This window comes from Neisseria sp. P0013.S005 (genome assembly GCF_051958425.1).
GTDB classification, from domain to species: domain Bacteria; phylum Pseudomonadota; class Gammaproteobacteria; order Burkholderiales; family Neisseriaceae; genus Neisseria; species Neisseria subflava.
In genome coordinates, this window is record NZ_JBQCVL010000005.1 from 53,822 (window position 1) to 72,578 (window position 18,757).

General features: G+C 48.3%; 17 protein-coding genes. 10 read left to right on the top strand and 7 right to left on the bottom strand.

What is annotated here, in order from left to right; genetic code table 11:
- The first annotated feature begins 27 nt into the window (after positions 1–27).
- Complete coding sequence (gene recX / locus ACTHTA_RS06475) at positions 28–489, top strand: recombination regulator RecX (RefSeq protein WP_308887718.1); 462 nt, start codon at positions 28–30, stop codon at positions 487–489.
- 75 nt (positions 490–564) lie between these two features.
- Positions 565–726, top strand: a complete 162-nt coding sequence (locus ACTHTA_RS06480; protein ID WP_003686014.1) for a hypothetical protein — start codon at positions 565–567, stop codon at positions 724–726.
- Between the two features lie 119 nt (positions 727–845).
- On the opposite strand, the gene ACTHTA_RS06485 is transcribed toward ACTHTA_RS06480, so the two are convergent.
- The 3 genes from ACTHTA_RS06485 to gmk form a co-directional block, all read right to left on the bottom strand.
- Positions 846–3,002: a RelA/SpoT family protein gene (locus ACTHTA_RS06485; RefSeq protein ID WP_440364442.1), complete on the bottom strand. Its 2,157-nt coding sequence runs from the start codon at positions 3,000–3,002 to the stop codon at positions 846–848.
- 106 nt (positions 3,003–3,108) lie between these two features.
- Positions 3,109–3,315: a DNA-directed RNA polymerase subunit omega gene (gene rpoZ / locus ACTHTA_RS06490; RefSeq protein ID WP_003682294.1), complete on the bottom strand. Its 207-nt coding sequence runs from the start codon at positions 3,313–3,315 to the stop codon at positions 3,109–3,111.
- A gap of 53 nt (positions 3,316–3,368) precedes the next feature.
- Positions 3,369–3,986 (bottom strand): guanylate kinase, encoded by a 618-nt coding sequence (gene gmk, locus ACTHTA_RS06495; RefSeq protein ID WP_308887715.1) that lies wholly within the window; start codon positions 3,984–3,986, stop codon positions 3,369–3,371.
- A 168-nt stretch (positions 3,987–4,154) separates the two neighbouring features.
- Between gmk and ACTHTA_RS06500 the strand changes: the two genes are divergently transcribed.
- Entirely contained in the window at positions 4,155–4,715 is a 561-nt protein-coding gene (locus ACTHTA_RS06500; RefSeq protein WP_003682296.1) for an adenine phosphoribosyltransferase, read from the top strand.
- A 46-nt stretch (positions 4,716–4,761) separates the two neighbouring features.
- On the opposite strand, the gene ACTHTA_RS06505 is transcribed toward ACTHTA_RS06500, so the two are convergent.
- The 3 genes from ACTHTA_RS06505 to ACTHTA_RS06515 form a co-directional block, all read right to left on the bottom strand.
- Positions 4,762–5,499, bottom strand: coding sequence for a toxin-antitoxin system YwqK family antitoxin (locus ACTHTA_RS06505; RefSeq protein WP_070461391.1), 738 nt, complete (start codon positions 5,497–5,499; stop codon positions 4,762–4,764).
- A gap of 224 nt (positions 5,500–5,723) precedes the next feature.
- A complete protein-coding gene (gene prmB, locus ACTHTA_RS06510; RefSeq protein WP_308887713.1) occupies positions 5,724–6,623 on the bottom strand; it encodes a 50S ribosomal protein L3 N(5)-glutamine methyltransferase in 900 nt (299 codons plus the stop codon).
- A 95-nt stretch (positions 6,624–6,718) separates the two neighbouring features.
- Positions 6,719–8,974: a nitric-oxide reductase large subunit gene (locus ACTHTA_RS06515; RefSeq protein WP_070591030.1), complete on the bottom strand. Its 2,256-nt coding sequence runs from the start codon at positions 8,972–8,974 to the stop codon at positions 6,719–6,721.
- Positions 8,975–9,376: 402 nt separating this feature from the next.
- On the opposite strand from ACTHTA_RS06515, the gene nirK reads away from it, so the two are divergent.
- The 4 genes from nirK to ACTHTA_RS06535 all read left to right on the top strand — a co-directional run bounded on the left by nirK (position 9,377) and on the right by ACTHTA_RS06535 (position 14,215).
- On the top strand, positions 9,377–10,534 hold the full coding sequence (gene nirK / locus ACTHTA_RS06520; RefSeq protein WP_440364355.1) for a copper-containing nitrite reductase: 1,158 nt from the start codon (positions 9,377–9,379) through the stop codon (positions 10,532–10,534).
- Positions 10,535–10,708: 174 nt separating this feature from the next.
- Positions 10,709–11,464, top strand: coding sequence for a formylglycine-generating enzyme family protein (locus ACTHTA_RS06525; RefSeq protein WP_049352143.1), 756 nt, complete (start codon positions 10,709–10,711; stop codon positions 11,462–11,464).
- A gap of 209 nt (positions 11,465–11,673) precedes the next feature.
- Positions 11,674–11,943: a 30S ribosomal protein S15 gene (gene rpsO / locus ACTHTA_RS06530; protein WP_036491726.1), complete on the top strand. Its 270-nt coding sequence runs from the start codon at positions 11,674–11,676 to the stop codon at positions 11,941–11,943.
- Between the two features lie 178 nt (positions 11,944–12,121).
- A complete protein-coding gene (locus ACTHTA_RS06535; protein ID WP_440364359.1) occupies positions 12,122–14,215 on the top strand; it encodes an AsmA family protein in 2,094 nt (697 codons plus the stop codon).
- A gap of 267 nt (positions 14,216–14,482) precedes the next feature.
- On the opposite strand, the gene ubiD is transcribed toward ACTHTA_RS06535, so the two are convergent.
- Positions 14,483–15,961, bottom strand: coding sequence for a 4-hydroxy-3-polyprenylbenzoate decarboxylase (gene ubiD / locus ACTHTA_RS06540; protein WP_440364356.1), 1,479 nt, complete (start codon positions 15,959–15,961; stop codon positions 14,483–14,485).
- A gap of 249 nt (positions 15,962–16,210) precedes the next feature.
- On the opposite strand from ubiD, the gene ACTHTA_RS06545 reads away from it, so the two are divergent.
- The 3 genes from ACTHTA_RS06545 to ACTHTA_RS06555 all read left to right on the top strand — a co-directional run bounded on the left by ACTHTA_RS06545 (position 16,211) and on the right by ACTHTA_RS06555 (position 18,704).
- Positions 16,211–16,873: a DedA family protein gene (locus tag ACTHTA_RS06545; RefSeq protein WP_063076002.1), complete on the top strand. Its 663-nt coding sequence runs from the start codon at positions 16,211–16,213 to the stop codon at positions 16,871–16,873.
- A 66-nt stretch (positions 16,874–16,939) separates the two neighbouring features.
- Complete coding sequence (locus tag ACTHTA_RS06550) at positions 16,940–17,923, top strand: asparaginase (protein ID WP_308888497.1); 984 nt, start codon at positions 16,940–16,942, stop codon at positions 17,921–17,923.
- Between the two features lie 13 nt (positions 17,924–17,936).
- Complete coding sequence (locus ACTHTA_RS06555; protein ID WP_137040429.1) at positions 17,937–18,704, top strand: TatD family hydrolase; 768 nt, start codon at positions 17,937–17,939, stop codon at positions 18,702–18,704.
- Positions 18,705–18,757: the final 53 nt, after the last annotated feature.

Genomic DNA, 18,757 nt, shown 5'->3' on the forward strand with positions numbered 1-18,757 from the left:
TTAAAATCCCTCCCCCTCCATATCCCCATGAAACCTCCCAAAACCTTACGCGCCCGCGCCTTGGATATTCTTTCCCGTCAGGAAGTCAGCCGTGTTGGATTGAAACGCAAACTGGCCCCACACGCTGAAAGTGAAGAAGAATTGGAAAAGGTTTTGGACGAATTCGCCGAACGAAATTGGCAATCCGACCAACGTTACGCAGAAGCCTATATTCACAGCAAGAGCAACCGTTATGGCACGCTCCGCCTCAAGCAAGCCTTGGCGCAACAAGGTATCAATGCAGACGACTGTCGGGAGTTCTTACCCGATAGGGAAGACGAGCTGCAAACCGCCATTTCCGTCTTGCGTAAAAAATTCAAGCAAGAAGCTCAAGATTTGAAAGAAAAACAAAAACAAGCGTGTTTCCTTGCCTATCGCGGCTTTGGCTCCGACACCATTCAGACGGCCTTAAAAACCGCGTGGAATGAAGACGAAGACTTCTATCAATAATCATTCCCACTTGAATCTTTGCTTCTATCGGCGTACCCTTACGCTTTTATTCAATAATTCAATCAGAGCTTCATCATGTCCGACAAACCGCACGATACACCTAATCCCCTAATCGAAGACGAACGCAAAAATCCTGTTTACCGCTTGGGTCAGGCAGTAGCCGGATTCATGCTGCTGGTTTGGGCCGGCGTTTTGGCCTTAGTTTTCTTTTTGGTTTTCCGTTTTTGGTTGAGTTAAACCCAATCTAATTACAAAAAAGCCATAAACCCTCTTATAAAAAAGCAAACAGCTTTTATTTGTAAGCATCAAAAAGGCCGTCTGAAAACACTTTCAGACGGCCTTTGTTTATAACGAGATTATCCTCGAATTACTTTGCGGATATTCGGATTGGCATGCATTGCATGAATAATCTGATTAACCTGCTCCAAGTCTTTGACTTTAATTGTGAATTTAAATTCTACAAAACCTTCCGTTCCTGCTTGCGCTTTGGTTGGCGTATCGACAGATTCGATATCCGCACCGGAATTAGAAATCGCTTGTGCCATTGAGGCCAACAAACCATGCGCATCTTCGGATTTGACGTTGAGGATAGTGCGGTACGTTTGATTGCGCAAACTGTCCCAACCCGCATCCAGTTGCTCTTCCGGATCGGCTTTGACCAAAGTTTGACAGGTATCACGGTGGATAATCATGCCCTTGTCTTTAACCAATAAGGCGCGGATCGCATCGCCGGGAATCGGATGGCAACATTCGGCAAAATGAATCCGGCCGGTTTCCTGATCGTTGACTTTGATCGGACTGAGTTTGACCGTGCTGCCAAAATGTTGGCCTGCCAACTCGGCAATGTGCATGGCAACGTGTACCGGCAAAGTATGCCCCATACCGACATTATAAAGAACCTCTTCAAACGATGTTTGTTTGGTATTCAAATCGGCAAGGTATTTTTCTTTGAGGTCGTCTGAAAGCAGGACGTCTTTCGGCAACAGGCTGGATAAAGCTTTTTGCAGTAGGTTCTCACCCAAAACAACGGCATCGTGACGATTCAGATTTTTAATGTATTGGCGGATGGCGCTGCGCGCACGACTGGAAACGGTAAAGTTCAGCCATGCTACATTAGGCTTGGCATGCTCGGAAGTAATGATTTCTACCGTATCGCCGGTTTTCAGCTTGGTGCGCAACGGCATCATGACGTTATTGATACGCGCGGCAACGGTTTTATGACCGATATTGGTGTGTACGGCATAGGCAAAGTCAATCGGCGTCGCACCTTTAGGCAAGGTAAGGATATCGCCTTTCGGGGTAACGATATAGACTTCGTTGGGGAACAAATCGACTTTGACATGCTCTAGAAACTCGATGGCATTTGAGCTGCTGGCCTGCAGGTCGAGAATATTTTTCATCCATCGGTTCATATGGAGGACGGCTTGATCCGGAGTGTTTTCACCGGATTTGTAAATCCAATGTCCGGCAATACCGCCCTCAGCCACAGCATCCATTTCACGCGTACGGATTTGCACTTCGATAGGCAAACCGTAAGGACCGACCAAGGTTGTGTGCAGGCTTTGATAACCGTTGCTTTTCGGAATGGCGATATAGTCTTTAAAACGGCCGGGCTTGGGGTGGTATAAATTATGTAATGCGCCCAACGCGGCATAACAGGCAGGAATGTTGTTTACGATGACACGAAAGCCGTAAATATCCATCACTTCGGCAAAACGCAGTTTTTTAGCCAACATTTTTTGATGGATGCTGTATAAGTTTTTCTCGCGGCCTTTGATTTTGGCTTCAATATTGACACCGACCAAACGCTGACCGAATGCACGCAACACTTTGCCGACAACATCGCGGCGATTTTTGCGGCTGTTGTCCATGGCTTTTTTCAGGGTTTCGTAGCGTCTTGGGTGGAGGTTTTGGAACGATAAGTCTTGAAGCTCTTGATACGCATTGTTCAGGCCAATGCGGTTGGCGATTTGAGCATAGATTTCGAGGGTTTCTTTGGCGATGCGGCGGCGTTTTTCCGGACGCATAGAGCCAAGGGTGCGCATATTGTGCAATCGGTCGGCAAGTTTGACGACGATGACGCGCACGTCTTTAGTCATGGCGAGGATAAGCTTGCGGAAACTTTCCGCCTGATGCTCGGCATGATCTTCAAATTTGAGTTTTTCCAGTTTGGAGAGGCCGTCTACCATTTCGGCAATGGTATCGCCGAATTCTGCCGCCATTTCGACTTTGGTTACGCCCGTATCTTCCAATACATCATGCATAACGCCCGCGCAGAGGCCTTGAACATCCATGTGCCAAATCGCAAGCTGCGTGGCAACGGCAAGGGGATGGGTGATGTAGGGTTCGCCGCTCTTACGGGTTTGTCCGTCATGGGCGTGAAAAGCGTAGGCAATGGCTTTTTCAAGCTCGGCCTGTTCATTCTCATTGAGATAGGATGCGGTGCGAAACAGAAGATCGCGCGCTTCTGCTGTCAACGGGTCATAAGGAGCGGTAGGCAGTGGGGCTGGCATTTTCAGACGGCCTTTTATGGCTATTTTTTTAAGCCGTCAGACTGTATCGGTTGTTATATTGCACCGATACAGTCCGCACGGCGGTTTTATCGGTTTGCCGGTTGGTTTATTTGTTGCGGGTCAGCAGCTCGGTTCCGATTTGTCCGGCTGCGATTTCGCGCAGGGCGGTTACGGTTGGTTTGTTGTTACGGATGTCGTCAACCAATGGCGTGTTGCCGTTTTCGAGCTGGCGTGCGCGACGGGCGGCAACGAGGGTAAGGTCAAAGTGGTTAGGGATTTTACCTGTGCAATCTTCAGTAGTAATACGGGCCATGTTTGCTTGCTTTCTTTCTATGTTTCAAATAAAACGGTTATTTTCGCTGTTTTTTACGAATTTTCCAACAGGTTTGAGATAAATCCCTGTTGAGAGGATTTTTTCAGACGGCCTGCTTTAATAATGTGGAACAAATCGGCTTCGGCACGATCCAAATCGTCATTCACAACGACGTAATCGAACAAAACGGATTGCTCAATCTCATGACGGGCTTTTGAAAGGCGTGTTTGAATAATTTCTTCGCTGTCTGTACCACGGCCGATCAAACGTTGCGCCAATACTTCAAAGGAAGGCGGCAGAATAAAAATGCTGCTGGCTTCAGGCAACGATTTACGCACTTGCGCCGCACCTTGCACATCAATTTCCAAAATTACGTCATAGCCCTCTTCGCTCAGCGAATTTACGCCGGCGATGCTGGTGCCGTAATAATTACCGAACACATTGGCGTGTTCCAAAAAGGCTCTTTGCTCAATCAGCGATTCAAATTCCTCTTTGGGAACAAAGTGGTAATGCACACCATGTGCCTCACCCTCTCGCGGCTGGCGCGTAGTATGAGAAATGGAAACACGGATGTCGTCATGATTTTTCAACAGGCGCGACACCAAGGTCGTTTTACCTGTGCCGGAAGCGGCAGAAATGATGTAAATATTGCCTTTTTTATGATTTTGCATGGTGGTTCAGCCGATGGTATGTACCTGTAAATTATAACACAACACAATGTTTCTCGGAATTTCAGACGGCATGTTGCAAAATTTGGCTATTGTATCGATTAATTTGGCAAGTCCGCATATGACCGCTACAATATCGTGTTAAAAACTTTTTGATTTCGGAATGTCGAGATGTTGATTCATCCTGAAGTAATGGGCGTAGAAGCTTTGGCGGACAAAATCCGTAAAATTGAAAACTGGCCGCAAAAAGGGATTTTGTTTCATGACATTACTCCCGTTTTGCAAAGCGCAGAATATTTCCGCCTGCTGGTCGATTTACTGGTTTACCGCTATATGGGGCAAAAAGTTGATGTCGTTGCGGGCTTGGATGCGCGCGGCTTCATCATTGGCGCGGCTTTGGCCTATCAGCTGAATGTCGGCTTTGTCCCCATCCGCAAAAAAGGCAAACTGCCGTTTGATACGGTTTCTCAAAGTTACGCTTTGGAATATGGCGAAGCGACGGTAGAAATCCATACCGATGCCATCAAGCCGGGCGCACGCGTTTTGTTGGTAGATGATTTGGTGGCAACCGGCGGCACAATGCTGGCAGGTGTCGAGCTGATCCGAAAACTGGGCGGCGAAGTAATCGAAGCGGCTGCCATTTTGGAATTTACCGACTTGGACGGCGGCAAAAAAATCCGTGAAAGCGGCGCTCCGTTATTTACCCTATGCCAAAACAAAGGCTGTATGTAATAAAAAAACCGCAAGCTGATCAGCCTGCGGTTTTTTATTGTCAAAATTATTCGAGAACGTATCCGTCCGTATCCCAGAAAGTTTTTTTCACCAACTGGTCGTCTTTATAAACCAACTCGGATTTCTTCGCACCATCATCATACCAATCCAAAATGATGCCGCTGCGTTTACCGTTGCGAATACTCAATTCAGACACAACGCGGCCATTTTCATCCCAACTGATAATCTCCGTTGGCTTGTCATTGCTCATCATCATTTCGGTTTTCGGGCTGCCGTCTGAATACCATTGTTTCCAATGACCATTGGCTTTATCGTGCTTAAATTGGATTTCACTTTCTTTCACACCATTTCGGTAATAGCGGGAACCCACGCCCTCGCTCAGACCATTTTGATAAGGCATCACCGCAGATTTTTTGCCGTTTGGATACCAGTTGACCCATTCGCCATGAGGTTTGCCGTTACGATAGCTGCCGACCATCTTTTTCTGACCGTTGAAATGCCACAGGGTCAGCGTACCGTTATCCAACGCCGGCACAAAAACCTTAATCTGACCGGCAGGTACTTCATAAGGATCAGAATATTTTTTCATCGATGGATAGTAAAAATCCTGTACCTGCGCCTTGCCTGCCTCAATCTTGTATTGGCGGACATAAGCAACTGAAGGCATGGTCGCCGTCAGTTTACCGTTTTGATTGAAATAAACGGTATGTTGCTGGGCAAAGGCGGCAACGGGCATACTGAACAAGGCAGCAGCCAACAGGCCTGATTTTAAATAATTATTCATAATATGGAGTTTGGCAGTATATGTTCTACAAAAAGTCAGTAATAAAAATTCACTGACATTAGAAACTATGACGAATATTATAAGCCATAGTTTCAAAGCCTGCTTGGATTTCATATTCGGCATACCATAGACATTTGTATTTTCTTAAAATATTAAAGATTATACAAAACAAAGGCCGTCTGAAACTTTTCAGACGGCCTTTGTTTTATTTATATCAAAATAAACTATTCTTCACCTAATAATTGCTCGCGGGTCAACAAGAATACAAACCCATCGCCACCGCTGGTTTCCAACCAAGTAAACGGTAATTCGGGATAAGCAGCTTCCAATACCTCACGGTTGTGACCGATTTCAACCAGCAATACACCTTTCGGATTTAAATATTTCGCCGCTTGCAGAATGATTTGACGTGTAGCGTCCAAACCATCTTCGCCACTGCCCAAAGCCATTTCCGGCTCGTGCAGGTATTCGTCAGGCAATGCTTCCACAGATTCCGCATCGACATAAGGAGGATTGGAAACAATTAAGTCGTATGTTTCATCCAAACCTTCAAACAAATCGGTATGCACCAAGCTGATGCGGTCTTCCAAGCCATAATCTTCGATATTGATCGCGGCCACTTCCAGCGCATCCAAGCTTAAATCAACGGCATCAATTTGTGCATCGGGATAGTGATGCGCCATTTGAATGGCCAAACAGCCGCTACCGGTACACAAATCCAAAGCTCGATGCACCAACTCATCGTGTTCAATCCAAGGACGGATACCGTCGCCAAGCAATTCATAAATGAAAGAACGAGGCACAATAACGCGCTCATCGACATAAAAATCAAACTCGCCCTGCCATGCCTGATGCGTCAGATACGCGGCAGGAATATGCTCAACCGCACGGCGCTCGATAATGGACAGCACTTCTTCCTTCTCACTTTGCAACAATTTGGCATCCAAATAAGGCTCCAACGTATCCAAAGGCAGGTTCAAAGTATGCAAAATCAGATAGGCTGCCTCGTCATGGGCATTATCACTTCCATGTCCGAAAAACAGTCCGGCATCATTAAAACGGCTGACGGCGAAACGCAATAAATCGCGAACAGTGGTCAGCTCTTGAGCTGCTTGGTTGAACATAATGTTTTGTCTTGTCAATTTAAGAATGTTGAAATTATAACAGAAAGGCCGTCTGAAAACTTTTCAGACGGCCTTCGATTTAATTCAGCTTAAGATTATTTATCGCGGCTGAATACAATTTTGGTAGCTTGGATAGCAACGCAGACAGCACCACCGATGAAGATCAAGTCAGCAGCGGTACGAACCCAACGCAGGGTATCCAGGATTTCCATTTGCAGGAACTCTTCGCTACGTGCATACCACAGACCATGAGTGATAGAAGCGTAAGCTTGAATCACGCCGACCGGCAACAGGCTGATGGCAATCATACCCACCAGACCGCCGTTCAGCAGCCAGAAACCCCAAGTCATCAGTTTATCGTCAAATTGAACATTAGGTTTCAGGTAGCGTGCAACCAGCAATACGAAGCCCAGAGCCAAGAAACCATACACACCAAACAGAGCCGCGTGAGCGTGAACTGCAGTAGTGTTCAGACCTTGGATGTAGAACAGGGAAATCGGCGGGTTAATCAGGAAGCCGAATACGCCGGCACCGATCATGTTCCAGAAGGCAACTGCTACGAAGCACATCAGAGGCCAACGCAGACGTTTCGCCCAGTCGGACAGGTGTTGGTAAGACCAGTGCTCGTAAGCTTCACGACCCAGCAGAACCAAAGGCACAACTTCCAAAGCGGAGAAACATGCACCGATTGCCATAGAAGCAGAGGTAGAGCCGGAGAAGTACAAATGGTGCAATGTACCTGGGATACCGCCCAACATGAAGATGGCGGCAGCAGCCAGAGTAGAAGCAGTAGCAGTACTACGGCGGACAAAGCCCATGTTGTAGAAGATGAATGCGAAGGCAGCAGTAGCGAACACTTCGAAGAAGCCTTCTACCCACAGGTGAACCACCCACCAACGCCAGTATTCCATCACAGCGATTGGAGATTTTTCACCGTAGAACAGACCGGGAGCGTAGAACACACCCACACCGACCATAGAAGCTACGAAGATAGCCAACAGGTTTTTGTCTGTACCTTTTTCTTTAAAGGCAGAGACGGTGCAACGCAACATCAGGAACAGCCACAACAGCAAGCCGACCATCAGCAGAAGTTGCCAGAAGCGACCCAAATCCAAGTATTCGTAACCTTGGTGGCCAAACCAGAAGTTCAGCTCAGGTGGAATGATGTGAGTCAAAGCAAAGAAGTTACCTGCGTAAGAACCGCCAACTACGATGAACAGGGCAATGTACAGGAAGTTCACACCGGCACGTTGGAATTTAGGATCTTTACCGCCGTTCACAATCGGAGCCAAGAACAGACCTGCTGTCAGGAAGCCGGTTGCAATCCAGAAAATAGCGGATTGGATGTGCCAAGTACGGGTCAGCGCATACGGGAACCAGTCGGCCATTTCAAAGCCCAGTGCGGTATCGATACCGTAGAAGCCTTGACCTTCGACAGTATAGTGAGCGGTCAAACCACCCAACAGTACTTGTACAACAAACAGCGCAACAGTCAGGAATACATATTTGCCCAACGCTTTTTGAGAAGGAGTCAGTTGTACTTTAGAGATAGGATCTTCAGTAGGTACTTCAACCTCTTCATGTTTGGTCAAAAAAGAGTAACCCCACATCAGCAAGCCGATACCCATCAGCAACAATACCACGCTGGTGAAAGACCACATGTAGTTTTCAGTAGTCGGTACGTTGTTGATCAAAGGCTCGTGCGGCCAGTTGTTGGTGTAAGTGAAGTTCTCGTCAGGACGGTTGGTCGAAGCAGACCAAGAAGTCCAGAAGAAGAAGTTGAACAGTTTTTCACGCGCTTCTGGGCTTGGCAATGTGTTGTTTTTCATTGCAAAGTGTTCGCGAGTGGTTTGGAACTTAGGATCGTCGCTGTACACACCGTGGTAGTAAGGCAGGATGCTTTCGATCGCTTTCACGCGGGTTTCGCTGACAACGACAGAACCATCTTCCTTAACACGGCTTTGGTTGCGGTATTCGTCAGCCAAACGTGTTTTCAGAACAGCTTGTTCTTCAGGAGAAACTTCGTCAAATTTTTTGCCGTAAGTTTCTTGCGCAGTCAGATCCAACCATGCAACCAGCTCGCGGTGCAGCCAGTCAGCAGTCCAGTCTGGAGCTTGGTATGCACCGTGCCCCAATACAGAGCCGACTTCCATACCGCCGGTAGTTTGCCATGCAGATTGACCTGCCAAAATATCGTCTTTGGTCATCAAGACTTTGCCGGATGCAGAAACGACTTGTTCAGGGTATGGCGGAGCCTTTTTATAGACTTCGCTGCCCATATAACCAAGAATGGTAAAGCATACTGCCAGCACGGCAAACAGCAAGTACCAAAGCTTCTTGTACTGTCCCATTTTAAGTACTCCTTAATTTTGGTAAAAAGTGGTTGGGTGGTATTAATTCATCAAATATGAATGTTAAAGATTGTATCACGGTTTAACAAGTAAAGAAATATTTTGTCAATAATATTCCTTTAAAACCATTAACTTATATGATATTGATTCCCATTTTCTTATACAAACCCTCCTCTATCATATTTTGTGTTAAGTTTTCGCTAACATTTTCACACAAAAATAAACTTTTCGATGTATTTTTTTATACTTCTAAAGGAGTATTTAGGTAGTAAAAGATTCATATTCCCTGAACAATTTGATTTACATCAAAATATGACCAAACAAGCGCCTACATAATCATACAAAACTTCAAACCATCCTATCAGGATTCTTAACTTTTCTTACTATAAGGAAACTTTAAACATGAAACGCCAAACCTTAGCCGCACTTATCGCTTCTGTATTTGCATTGGCCGCATGCGGCGAGCAAGCTGCTAAACCTGCTGAAACTCCAGCTGCTACCGCTTCTGCTGAAGCTCCTGCCGCTTCCGACTCACAAGCTGCTGCCGAGACTCCTTCTTCAGAACTGCCTGTAATCGATGCTATCATGACTCACGCTCCGGAAGTTCCACCTCCAACTGATCGCGATCATCCGGCTAAAGTACGCGTTAAAATGGAAACCGTTGAAAAAACCATGACCATGGAAGACGGTGTTGAGTACCACTACTGGACATTCAACGGCGACGTTCCAGGTCAAATGATCCGTGTACGTGAAGGCGATACTGTTGAAGTTGAATTCTCTAACAATCCTTCTTCTACTGTTCCTCATAACGTTGACTTCCACGCTGCAACCGGCCCAGGCGGTGGTGCAGAAGCTACCTTTACTGCCCCAGGCCACACTTCTACCTTCAGCTTCAAAGCACTGCAAGCTGGTTTGTACATCTACCACTGTGCCGTTGCTCCTGTAGGTATGCACATCGCCAACGGTATGTACGGTTTGATCTTGGTTGAACCTAAAGAAGGTCTGCCTAAAGTGGACAAAGAGTTCTACATCGTACAAGGCGACTTCTATACTAAAGGTAAAAAAGGTGCTCAAGGCCTGCAGCCTTTCGATATGGATAAAGCGATTGCTGAACAACCTGAATACGTTGTATTCAACGGTCACGTAGGCTCTATCGCCGGCGACAACGCTCTGAAAGCTAAAACTGGTGAAACTGTTCGTATGTACGTTGGTAACGGTGGTCCTAACTTGGTATCTTCTTTCCACGTTATCGGCGAAATCTTCGACAAAGTATATGTTGAAGGTGGTAAACTGATCAACGAAAACGTACAAAGTACCCTGATTCCTGCCGGTGGCGCCGCCATGATCGAATTCAAAGTCGACGTTCCAGGCAGCTACACTGTGGTTGACCACTCTCTCTTCCGTGCGTTCAACAAAGGTGCTTTGGGTCAATTGAAAGTTGAGGGTGATGAAAACCCTGAAATCATGACCAAAAAACTGAGCGACACCGTTTACCAACCTGCCGGTGCTGCCGCTTCTGCTCCAGCAGCTGCGTCTGGTGCTTCTGAAGCCGCTAAATAATCTCTCGGTTTAATACGCCAAGCCACTGCTGCCCTACTCTTTAGAGCAGCAGTGGCTTCCATCACGATTAATCTTCCTGTTCAAATCAGACAGATTGATTTTTCAGACGGCCTTGTTATGATTAGGCTATCTGAAAAATAAATTTTCTGTTTCAATCGATAATAAGGGCGTACCATGAAACTCATACGACTCCTCCTCTTAGGCAGTGCCTTAATCTGCGGCAATACATTTGCTGCCGAAATGGTAAAAATCGAAGGAGGCAGCTACCGTCCTCTCTATCTCAAAAAAGAAACTTCCCTTATTAAAGTCAAACCCTTCCAGCTTGACAAATATCCGGTGACTAATGCTGAGTTTGCCGAATTTGTGAACACGCATCCGCAATGGCAAAAAGGCAAAATCAGTTCCAGACATGCTGAAAAAGCTTACCTGAAACATTGGGTAAAGAACGGCAGCAACAGTTTTGCTCCTAAAGCCAGCGAACTCAAACATCCGGTAACCAATGTTTCATGGTTCGCCGCGAATGCTTACTGTGTTTCCAAAGGTAAACGCCTGCCGACTATTGACGAGTGGGAATTTGCAGGCTTGGCTTCTGCCACTCAAAAAGACGGCTCTGCCGAGCCTGGCTATAACCGCACCATCTTGGATTGGTATGCAGACGGCGGTCGCAACGGTCTGCGCGACATCGGTAAAAACAAACCCAACTACTGGGGCGTATACGATATGCACGGCCTGATTTGGGAATGGACTGAAGACTTCAACAGCAGCCTGCTCTCGTCAGGCAATGCCGATACGCAAATGTTTTGCAGTGGCGCATCCGTAGGTTCCAGCGATCCATCAAATTACGCCGCCTTCCTGCGCTACGGCATCCGTACCAGCCTGCAATCCAAATATGTTTTAAATAACTTAGGCTTCCGCTGTGCAAGCAAATAAAGTTTAGTTTTATCACCAAAGCAGCTTTGGCGGTACTGGAAGGTATCGCCGCTTTTTTTGGCCGTCTGAAAAGATGTGGCACACAGAGACAAATTGTGGCATAATCCGCCCGTCTTTATAAAAAGGCGCTTAGGAGTTTGCTTAGGTCGCTTGGCTTGGCAAACTTGTCCGAACCTGAAAAGGTTCTTTTATTTTCGGAGTTATCCATCATGGCATTGACCGTAGAACAAAAAGCACAAATTGTTAAAGATTTCCAACGCAAAGAAGGCGATACCGGTTCTTCTGAAGTACAAGTCGCTCTGTTGACTTTCCGCATCAACGACCTGACTCCTCACTTCAAAGCCAACCCTAAAGACCACCACAGCCGTCGCGGCCTGTTGAAAATGGTTAGCCAACGTCGTCGCCTGCTGTCTTACCTGCGCCGTACTCAGCCTGATACTTACCGTTCACTGATTACCCGCCTGGGTCTGCGTAAATAATTTATGCTTAAATCAACACCGCCTTCGGGCGGTGTTTTTTATTGACATACCGATGCCGTCTGAAACACAGGCCCACGCTCTGTGTTATACTTCCACACGCTTAAGCAGCAAGGCTTAAACTTCCAATCACTCCTTAAAGCTCCCATCAAAGCGAGAATCTGAATTGTCTGTTCATTCCATGTTGCACTCAGGAAAATTTTGGCTGAAAACCCTGGTTTTCAGCATTGCCGTGCTTTTATGCCTCGCGGCGGTATTGAGTGCCTTAATGTTCCGCATATTCAATACAGAAAACATTGACGCATTCATACAGAAAAACTTTTCCGCTCATGGCTGCCAAGTCAAATACAACGCCAATATCAGCAGGAAATGGCTGCCGCGCCCTACGCTTATTTTAAAAGACCTCAGCCTTTCATCTTCCGAGCCAGATACGCCGACGCTGAACATTGCCGAATCCAAAATGGGCTTTGGCTGGAGCAGCCTATGGTCAGACGCTCCCATTCTTGAAAAATGGATTCTTTCCAATCCGTCGCTGACGCTGGGCCCAAAAAACCACCTGCCTGCCTGCCTGCAGCAAAACCATGCATCAAAAGAAAGCTTCCAGCTCAACCGCGTCATCATCAATAGCGGCAGCATCCGCTATCACAATAAAGAGCAAGATATTGCCTTAAACGATCTGCAATTTTCCCTGCGCAGAGCCGATTCAGACAGACGTCCATTCGATATCAGCGGCACACTGCAAAACATCGGCAACCCCATCAGTTGGCAGGGTGCCGGCCATCTTGTACAAGATGATACCGGCTGGAGCGTTCCCGCCCTCAAATTAAACCTGCAAACCGTATTACTCAAAAACAAGCTGGATGCCCAAATCGCAGGCAGCCTTAATTGGCAAAACCAAACCGCCCTTTTCCGCGACTTCAATCTGCAAGCCGAAAGCGACTATCAAAACTTGCATATCAACGCACGTTCTCCCCTCTTGCAATTCAAAAATGGCTATTTGCACCTCAACACACTCAACGGCGCATTGACCGCCGGCAGTGAAAACAACCAATGGGACGGTTCATTCAAACTGGACAAAGCCAACCTCTATCCAACCGTTTTGACCGCCGCCAATTTTGAACTCAAAGGCAGCCATAAAAACGACCGTCTCCAAACCAACTTTACCTTTTCCAGCCCATTGGTTTGGCAAAAAGGCAAAGGCATCGATGCACCCAAACTGCACCTCAGCACCCTGCAAGACACCATCAACCGCCTTCCTCGTCCCCGATTCATCAGCACCCTTGAAGGACAGGCCAATTTCAGCCTCAATACATGGGAAGGCCGTCTGAAAGGCGCATTTGACAGACAAGCCCTCGCCTTGGCCTTTAAATACCAACGCGATGCCCAACCTCGTCCGCACCTTGACGCCGGTATCGCCTTACAAAAACTCAATCTGACTCCTTACTTGGAAGATCTGAAAACCCAGCCATCACTAAACCTTCCTTCCCTGCTGGCCAAATCCTGGTTGCCCGACATTGAGGCCAACCTCCAAATCGGCAGCATTCAAACTGCCGGCCTGCAATTAGAAAACATCGAATTCCTGCTTACCGCCGATAAAGAACATATCGCCCTGCACCGTTTCAAAGCCGGGCTTTATGGCGGCAAAACCGAGGGCGGCCTGAGTATTGCAGCGACGCAACCTGCCTCCTACCACCTTCAGCAAAACGCAAAAGGCATACAGATTCAACCGCTGCTGCAAGACCTGTTCGGTTTCCACAGCTTCAGCGGCAGCGGCGACGCCGTTATCGACATTAAAACCACCGGCAACAACCGCGCCCAAATGATACAAGCCCTAAACGGCAGCCTGCTCCTCGATATTACCAACGGTGCATGGCACGGCATTGATATGGACAGCATTCTGAAAAACGGCATCTCTTCGGAAAAAATCGACAACAGCAACCTCAAAACCCCTTTCCATCATTTCACCCTCAATAGCGAAATCGAGAAAGGCATCAGCCATCACATCAACACCGAACTGTTTTCCGACAGTCTGCACGTTGTCAGCAGCGGCTATACCGATTTGAATACCCAAAAGCTATCGGAAAACCTGCTTATCAGCAACGTTCTGCAACCTAAAAACAAACCGATTCCCCTAAAAATCGGCGGAACCGTACAAAACCCTTCCATTACCCTTGATTACAGCCGCTTGACCAATGGTATGAACACGCCTGCAGAAAAACAAAAAGCCCTGCAAGAAACCATACAAGAACAATGGAAGTGGCTCAAACCGCGCTAGGTTTTCAAATCAAAGGCCGTCTGAAACCCCAAAAGTTTCAGACGGCCTTTTAACAGATGCCTTGTCAGAATAAGATGTTTACTGAGGAATGACCATATACACAATCAGTGCAACAATGATGGCAAATCATATCGCCAACATTATCAAGCTTTTTTTGGAGAGTTTTCTTTTTCTCCAATCGAGCCTCAATATTTCTACCATACCCTCAAACATAGACCCAATCATTTCCATCAATATTTGAAGTAGAAATTCCAATAAATCTGACATCTACAAACCCAAACGCTCCCAAATCTCATCGATTTTAGCTGTAACGGCAGGGTCTTTTTTGATCACACGACCCCATTCGCGGTCGGTTTCACCCGGCCATTTGTTGGTCGCATCCAAACCCATTTTGCCGCCGAGTCCGCTGACCGGGCTGGCGAAGTCGAGATAGTCGATGGGCGTGTTTTCCACCAAAACGGTGTCGCGCACGGGGTCCATGCGCGTGGTTACCGCCCAGATGACTTCTTTCCAGTCGCGCACGTTCACATCGTCATCGACCACGATGATGAATTTGGTGTACATAAATTGGCGCAGGAACGACCAGCAACCCATCATCACGCGCTTGGCGTGGCCGGCGTACTGTTTTTTCATGCTGACCACCGCCATGCGGTAGGAGCAGCCTTCGGGCGGCAGGTAGAAATCGGTGATTTCGGGGAACTGCTTTTGCAAAAGCGGTACGAACACTTCGTTCAACGCCACACCCAAAACGGCGGGTTCATCGGGCGGTTTGCCTGTGTAGGTGGAATGGTAAATCGGGTTTTCGTGCATGGTGATGCGCTCGACCGTGAATACGGGGAAATGGTCCTGCTCGTTGTAATAGCCCGTGTGGTCGCCGTATGGGCCTTCCAACGCGGTTTCGTTCGGATGAATCACGCCTTCCAGCACGATTTCAGCGCGTGCAGGCACTTGCAAATCGTTGCCGATACATTTCACCAGTTCCGTCCGCGAACCGCGCAGCAATCCGGCAAACTGGTATTCGCTCAAAGTATCGGGAACAGGCGTTACCGCGCCCAAAATGGTGGCGGGGTCACAGCCGAGTACAACGGCGACGGGATACGGCGTATCGGGATTGAGTTTGCGGAATTCCTGATAATCCAGCGCGCCGCCGCGATGCGACAGCCAACGCATAATCAGCTTGTTTTTGCCGATTAACTGCTGGCGGTAAATGCCGAGATTTTGGCGTTTTTTGTGCGGTCCGCGCGTTACGGTCAAGCCCCACGTTACCAGCGGCGCAACGTCTTCCGGCCAGCAATGCTGAATCGGAAGTTTATACAAATCAACGTCTTCACCTTCCCACACGATTTCCTGACACGGCGCGTTTTTCACCACGTTCGGCGCCATGCTCCAAATATCTTTCAGCAACGGCAATTTGGAAAACGCATCTTTAATGCCTTTGGGCGGTTCGGGTTCTTTCAGATACGCCAGCGTCTGCCCGATTTCACGCAACTTGGACACGCTGTCCGCGCCCATGCCCAACGCCACGCGTTCAGGCGTACCAAACAGATTTGCCAACACGGGATAATCATAACGTGTACCGTCAGGCTTAATCGGGTTTTCAAACAACAACGCCGGCCCTTCGGCACGCAGCACGCGGTCGGCGATTTCGGTCATTTCCAAATGCGGCGACACCGGATGCTGAATGCGCTTGAGTTTGCCATCAGCTTCCAATCCGGCGATAAATTCTCGCAAATCTCTGTATTTCATGATTTCATTTTCCTGAACAGGCCGTCTGAAAACAGACTGCCATTTCGGGTTTGAAAGATAAACCAGCGGCTATTGTACCTGCCAAATCTGTTCAAATCTCAACTTTCCACGTCCGAATTTCGAGATTTTTTGCAAACTACCGTCAAATTTAAACAATATCTGCTTGTGATTGCTTTCAGACGGCCTTATCTTTGGTAAAATTCCAACTTAATCCAGTTATCAATCAATATCTATCGTGGGACAGCGGCCATGTTTGCTTTTTTGGAATCTTTTTTCGTTGAATACGGCTATGCGGCCGTGTTTTTCGTTTTGGTTATTTGCGGCTTTGGCGTGCCGATTCCTGAAGATTTGACACTGGTTACAGGCGGCGTGATTTCCGGATTGGGTTATACCAATTCGCATTGGATGGTTGTCGTCGGTATGCTCGGCGTATTGGCGGGTGACGGATTTATGTTTGTTGCCGGACGCGTGTGGGGGCAGAAAATCCTCAAGTTCAAACCCATTGCGCGCGTGATGACACCCAAACGCTATGCCCAAGTACAGGAAAAATTCGACAAATACGGCAACTGGGTTTTATTCGTCGCCCGCTTCCTGCCCGGCCTGCGTACCGCTGTTTTCGTGACCGCCGGCATCAGCCGCAAGGTTTCCTACCTGCGCTTTATCCTGATGGACGGCTTGGCCGCGCTGATTTCCGTTCCTGTTTGGATTTATCTGGGCGAATACGGCGCACGCAATACCGACTGGCTGATGGAAAAAATGCACAGCCTGCAATCCGGTATCTTTGCGGTACTGGGCATCGGTGCAGTCATTGTCGGCTGGATTTGGTGGAAAAAACACCGCCGCCATACCTTCTTCCGTGAAAAATTACACGAAAAACGTGCTGCAAAAGCTAAAAAACAAGCCAATCAATAAACCATTCCAGGCCGTCTGAAACACTTCTCCGCTTTCAGACGGCCTCAATCATTCATCAGAAACACCATGAAACAAAAAATCTTCGTCCTCTACACCGGTGGCACCATCGGCATGACCCAAAGCAGCGCCGGCCTGCGTCCCGACACCGCCCTCGTCGATAAAGCCCTTGCCCCCTTTTCAGACGGCCTTGATTTCGAATGGCACGTTTGCCAGCCGCTCATCGATTCTTCCGCAGTAACGCTGCAAAACCAACGCGACTGGTTGGAACTTATTATCGCCAAGCTGCCTGACTATGACGGCATTTTGGTGCTGCACGGCACGGATACCATGGCGTACACCGCCAACCTCTTCACCCTTTCGCTGCAAGGTTTGGACAAACCCGTTATCCTGACCGGCTCGCAATGGCCTTACGATGCCGCCAACAGCGATGCGCCGCGCAACCTTGCCACCGCCGTTTCCGCTTTCTCGCTCAAACTCAAACAAGTGGCGATTGCCTTTGACGGCAAGCTCTTCCCAGCCGTCGGCAGCAGCAAGGTCAGCACCGAAACCGCCGCAGGTTTTGACAACCTGCATTTTGGCGCGCTTGCCGAATGGGAGAAAAACAAAGGTTGGCACAATATCCGTACCGCCCCGACCCAACATTCAGACAGCCTCAAACCGCGTCTTCCATCCCCCGAAGCAAAAGTTTCCGTCCGCACGCTGATTCCCGGTTATGCCGCGCAAGAACTTTCAGACGGCCTGCCCCATCTTTCCACCCAAGCCCTGATTCTGCAAAGCTACGGCCACGGCAATGCGCCGAGCGACGATGCGTTTGTCCGAGCCGTCCAAGCCTTTACGCAACAAGGCAAATTGCTACTCAACATCAGCCAAGTGCCGCAAGGTTGCGCCGCCGCCGTCTATGCCCAAGGCGATGCTTTGCGTCAGGCAGGTATCATCAACGGCGGCAAATGCAACCTTGAAACCGCCACTGCGCTGATGACCCTTGCCGTATCCCATGACTGGAATGCGGATAAGGTGCAACAAGAATTGCGACAATTAAATCTGCTGTAAACCGCCATTTAACATGACTTTTACCGACACCCACTGTCATCTTGCCGACCCTAAACTTGCCAACACGCTGCCTACCGTGCTTGCCGAAGCGCAAGCCGTCGGCGTAGCGCGTTTTATCGTACCGGCAACATCTCCCAAAGATTGGCAGGAAGTTGCGCAGTTGGAAAGGCCGTCTGAAAACATCCATATCGCTTTGGGCATCCACCCATGGTTTTCAGACGGCATTGATGAAACAGCGTTTCAACAATTAGAAACCGAACTGATCCAGCATCCGCAAGCATGGGTTGGCGAAATCGGCTTGGATTTTTATGGCAAAGAGCAAACCCAAGCACAACGCGACACGCAGACCGACGTCTTTATCCGCCAACTCATCCTCGCCCAAAACCTCAACCGCCGCGTCATCATCCATAATCTGAAAGCTACCGCCGCCATTGCCGCCGCCGTTAAAACCGCCGGTTTCACACAAGGCGGTATCGTTCACGCCTTCTCCGGCAGCGTAGAAGAAGCATGGATTTTGGTGAAACTCGGCTTCAAAATCGGCATAGGCTCGCTGCTGCTCAATTCCAATGCAAAAAAAGTCCGCGTTGCCTTACAAGCTTTAACCGACACGGATTTCGTTCTCGAAACCGACAGCCCTTTTATGCTCGGCCATGAAACCAATACACCAGCCAACGTCCGCCGTATCGCCGAAATTGCCGCCGAATTGCGCGGCATACCGCTGGCACAACTGTCTGAAATAACCGAGCAAAACGTGGATTCCCTGCTCCATACTTCCCCTTAATATGCCGACCTCAAGGCATCAAAAAGCCTTGCCCTGCCATTTCGTTTCCAAAC

What these genes read in the sequence shown, in the direction of transcription:
- gmk (WP_308887715.1), bottom strand. Translation starts at nt 3,986, where the DNA reads ATGCAAAATCATAAAAAAGGCAATATTTACATCATTTCTGCCGCTTCC.
- ubiD (WP_440364356.1), bottom strand. Translation starts at nt 15,961, where the DNA reads ATGAAATACAGAGATTTGCGAGAATTTATCGCCGGATTGGAAGCTGAT.
- prmB (WP_308887713.1), bottom strand. Translation starts at nt 6,623, where the DNA reads ATGTTCAACCAAGCAGCTCAAGAGCTGACCACTGTTCGCGATTTATTG.
- recX (WP_308887718.1), top strand. Translation starts at nt 28, where the DNA reads ATGAAACCTCCCAAAACCTTACGCGCCCGCGCCTTGGATATTCTTTCC.
- ACTHTA_RS06535 (WP_440364359.1), top strand. Translation starts at nt 12,122, where the DNA reads ATGTTGCACTCAGGAAAATTTTGGCTGAAAACCCTGGTTTTCAGCATT.
- rpsO (WP_036491726.1), top strand. Translation starts at nt 11,674, where the DNA reads ATGGCATTGACCGTAGAACAAAAAGCACAAATTGTTAAAGATTTCCAA.
- ACTHTA_RS06550 (WP_308888497.1), top strand. Translation starts at nt 16,940, where the DNA reads ATGAAACAAAAAATCTTCGTCCTCTACACCGGTGGCACCATCGGCATG.
- ACTHTA_RS06480 (WP_003686014.1), top strand. Translation starts at nt 565, where the DNA reads ATGTCCGACAAACCGCACGATACACCTAATCCCCTAATCGAAGACGAA.
- rpoZ (WP_003682294.1), bottom strand. Translation starts at nt 3,315, where the DNA reads ATGGCCCGTATTACTACTGAAGATTGCACAGGTAAAATCCCTAACCAC.
- ACTHTA_RS06555 (WP_137040429.1), top strand. Translation starts at nt 17,937, where the DNA reads ATGACTTTTACCGACACCCACTGTCATCTTGCCGACCCTAAACTTGCC.
- nirK (WP_440364355.1), top strand. Translation starts at nt 9,377, where the DNA reads ATGAAACGCCAAACCTTAGCCGCACTTATCGCTTCTGTATTTGCATTG.
- ACTHTA_RS06525 (WP_049352143.1), top strand. Translation starts at nt 10,709, where the DNA reads ATGAAACTCATACGACTCCTCCTCTTAGGCAGTGCCTTAATCTGCGGC.
- ACTHTA_RS06500 (WP_003682296.1), top strand. Translation starts at nt 4,155, where the DNA reads ATGTTGATTCATCCTGAAGTAATGGGCGTAGAAGCTTTGGCGGACAAA.
- ACTHTA_RS06505 (WP_070461391.1), bottom strand. Translation starts at nt 5,499, where the DNA reads ATGAATAATTATTTAAAATCAGGCCTGTTGGCTGCTGCCTTGTTCAGT.
- ACTHTA_RS06485 (WP_440364442.1), bottom strand. Translation starts at nt 3,002, where the DNA reads ATGCCAGCCCCACTGCCTACCGCTCCTTATGACCCGTTGACAGCAGAA.
- ACTHTA_RS06515 (WP_070591030.1), bottom strand. Translation starts at nt 8,974, where the DNA reads ATGGGACAGTACAAGAAGCTTTGGTACTTGCTGTTTGCCGTGCTGGCA.
- ACTHTA_RS06545 (WP_063076002.1), top strand. Translation starts at nt 16,211, where the DNA reads ATGTTTGCTTTTTTGGAATCTTTTTTCGTTGAATACGGCTATGCGGCC.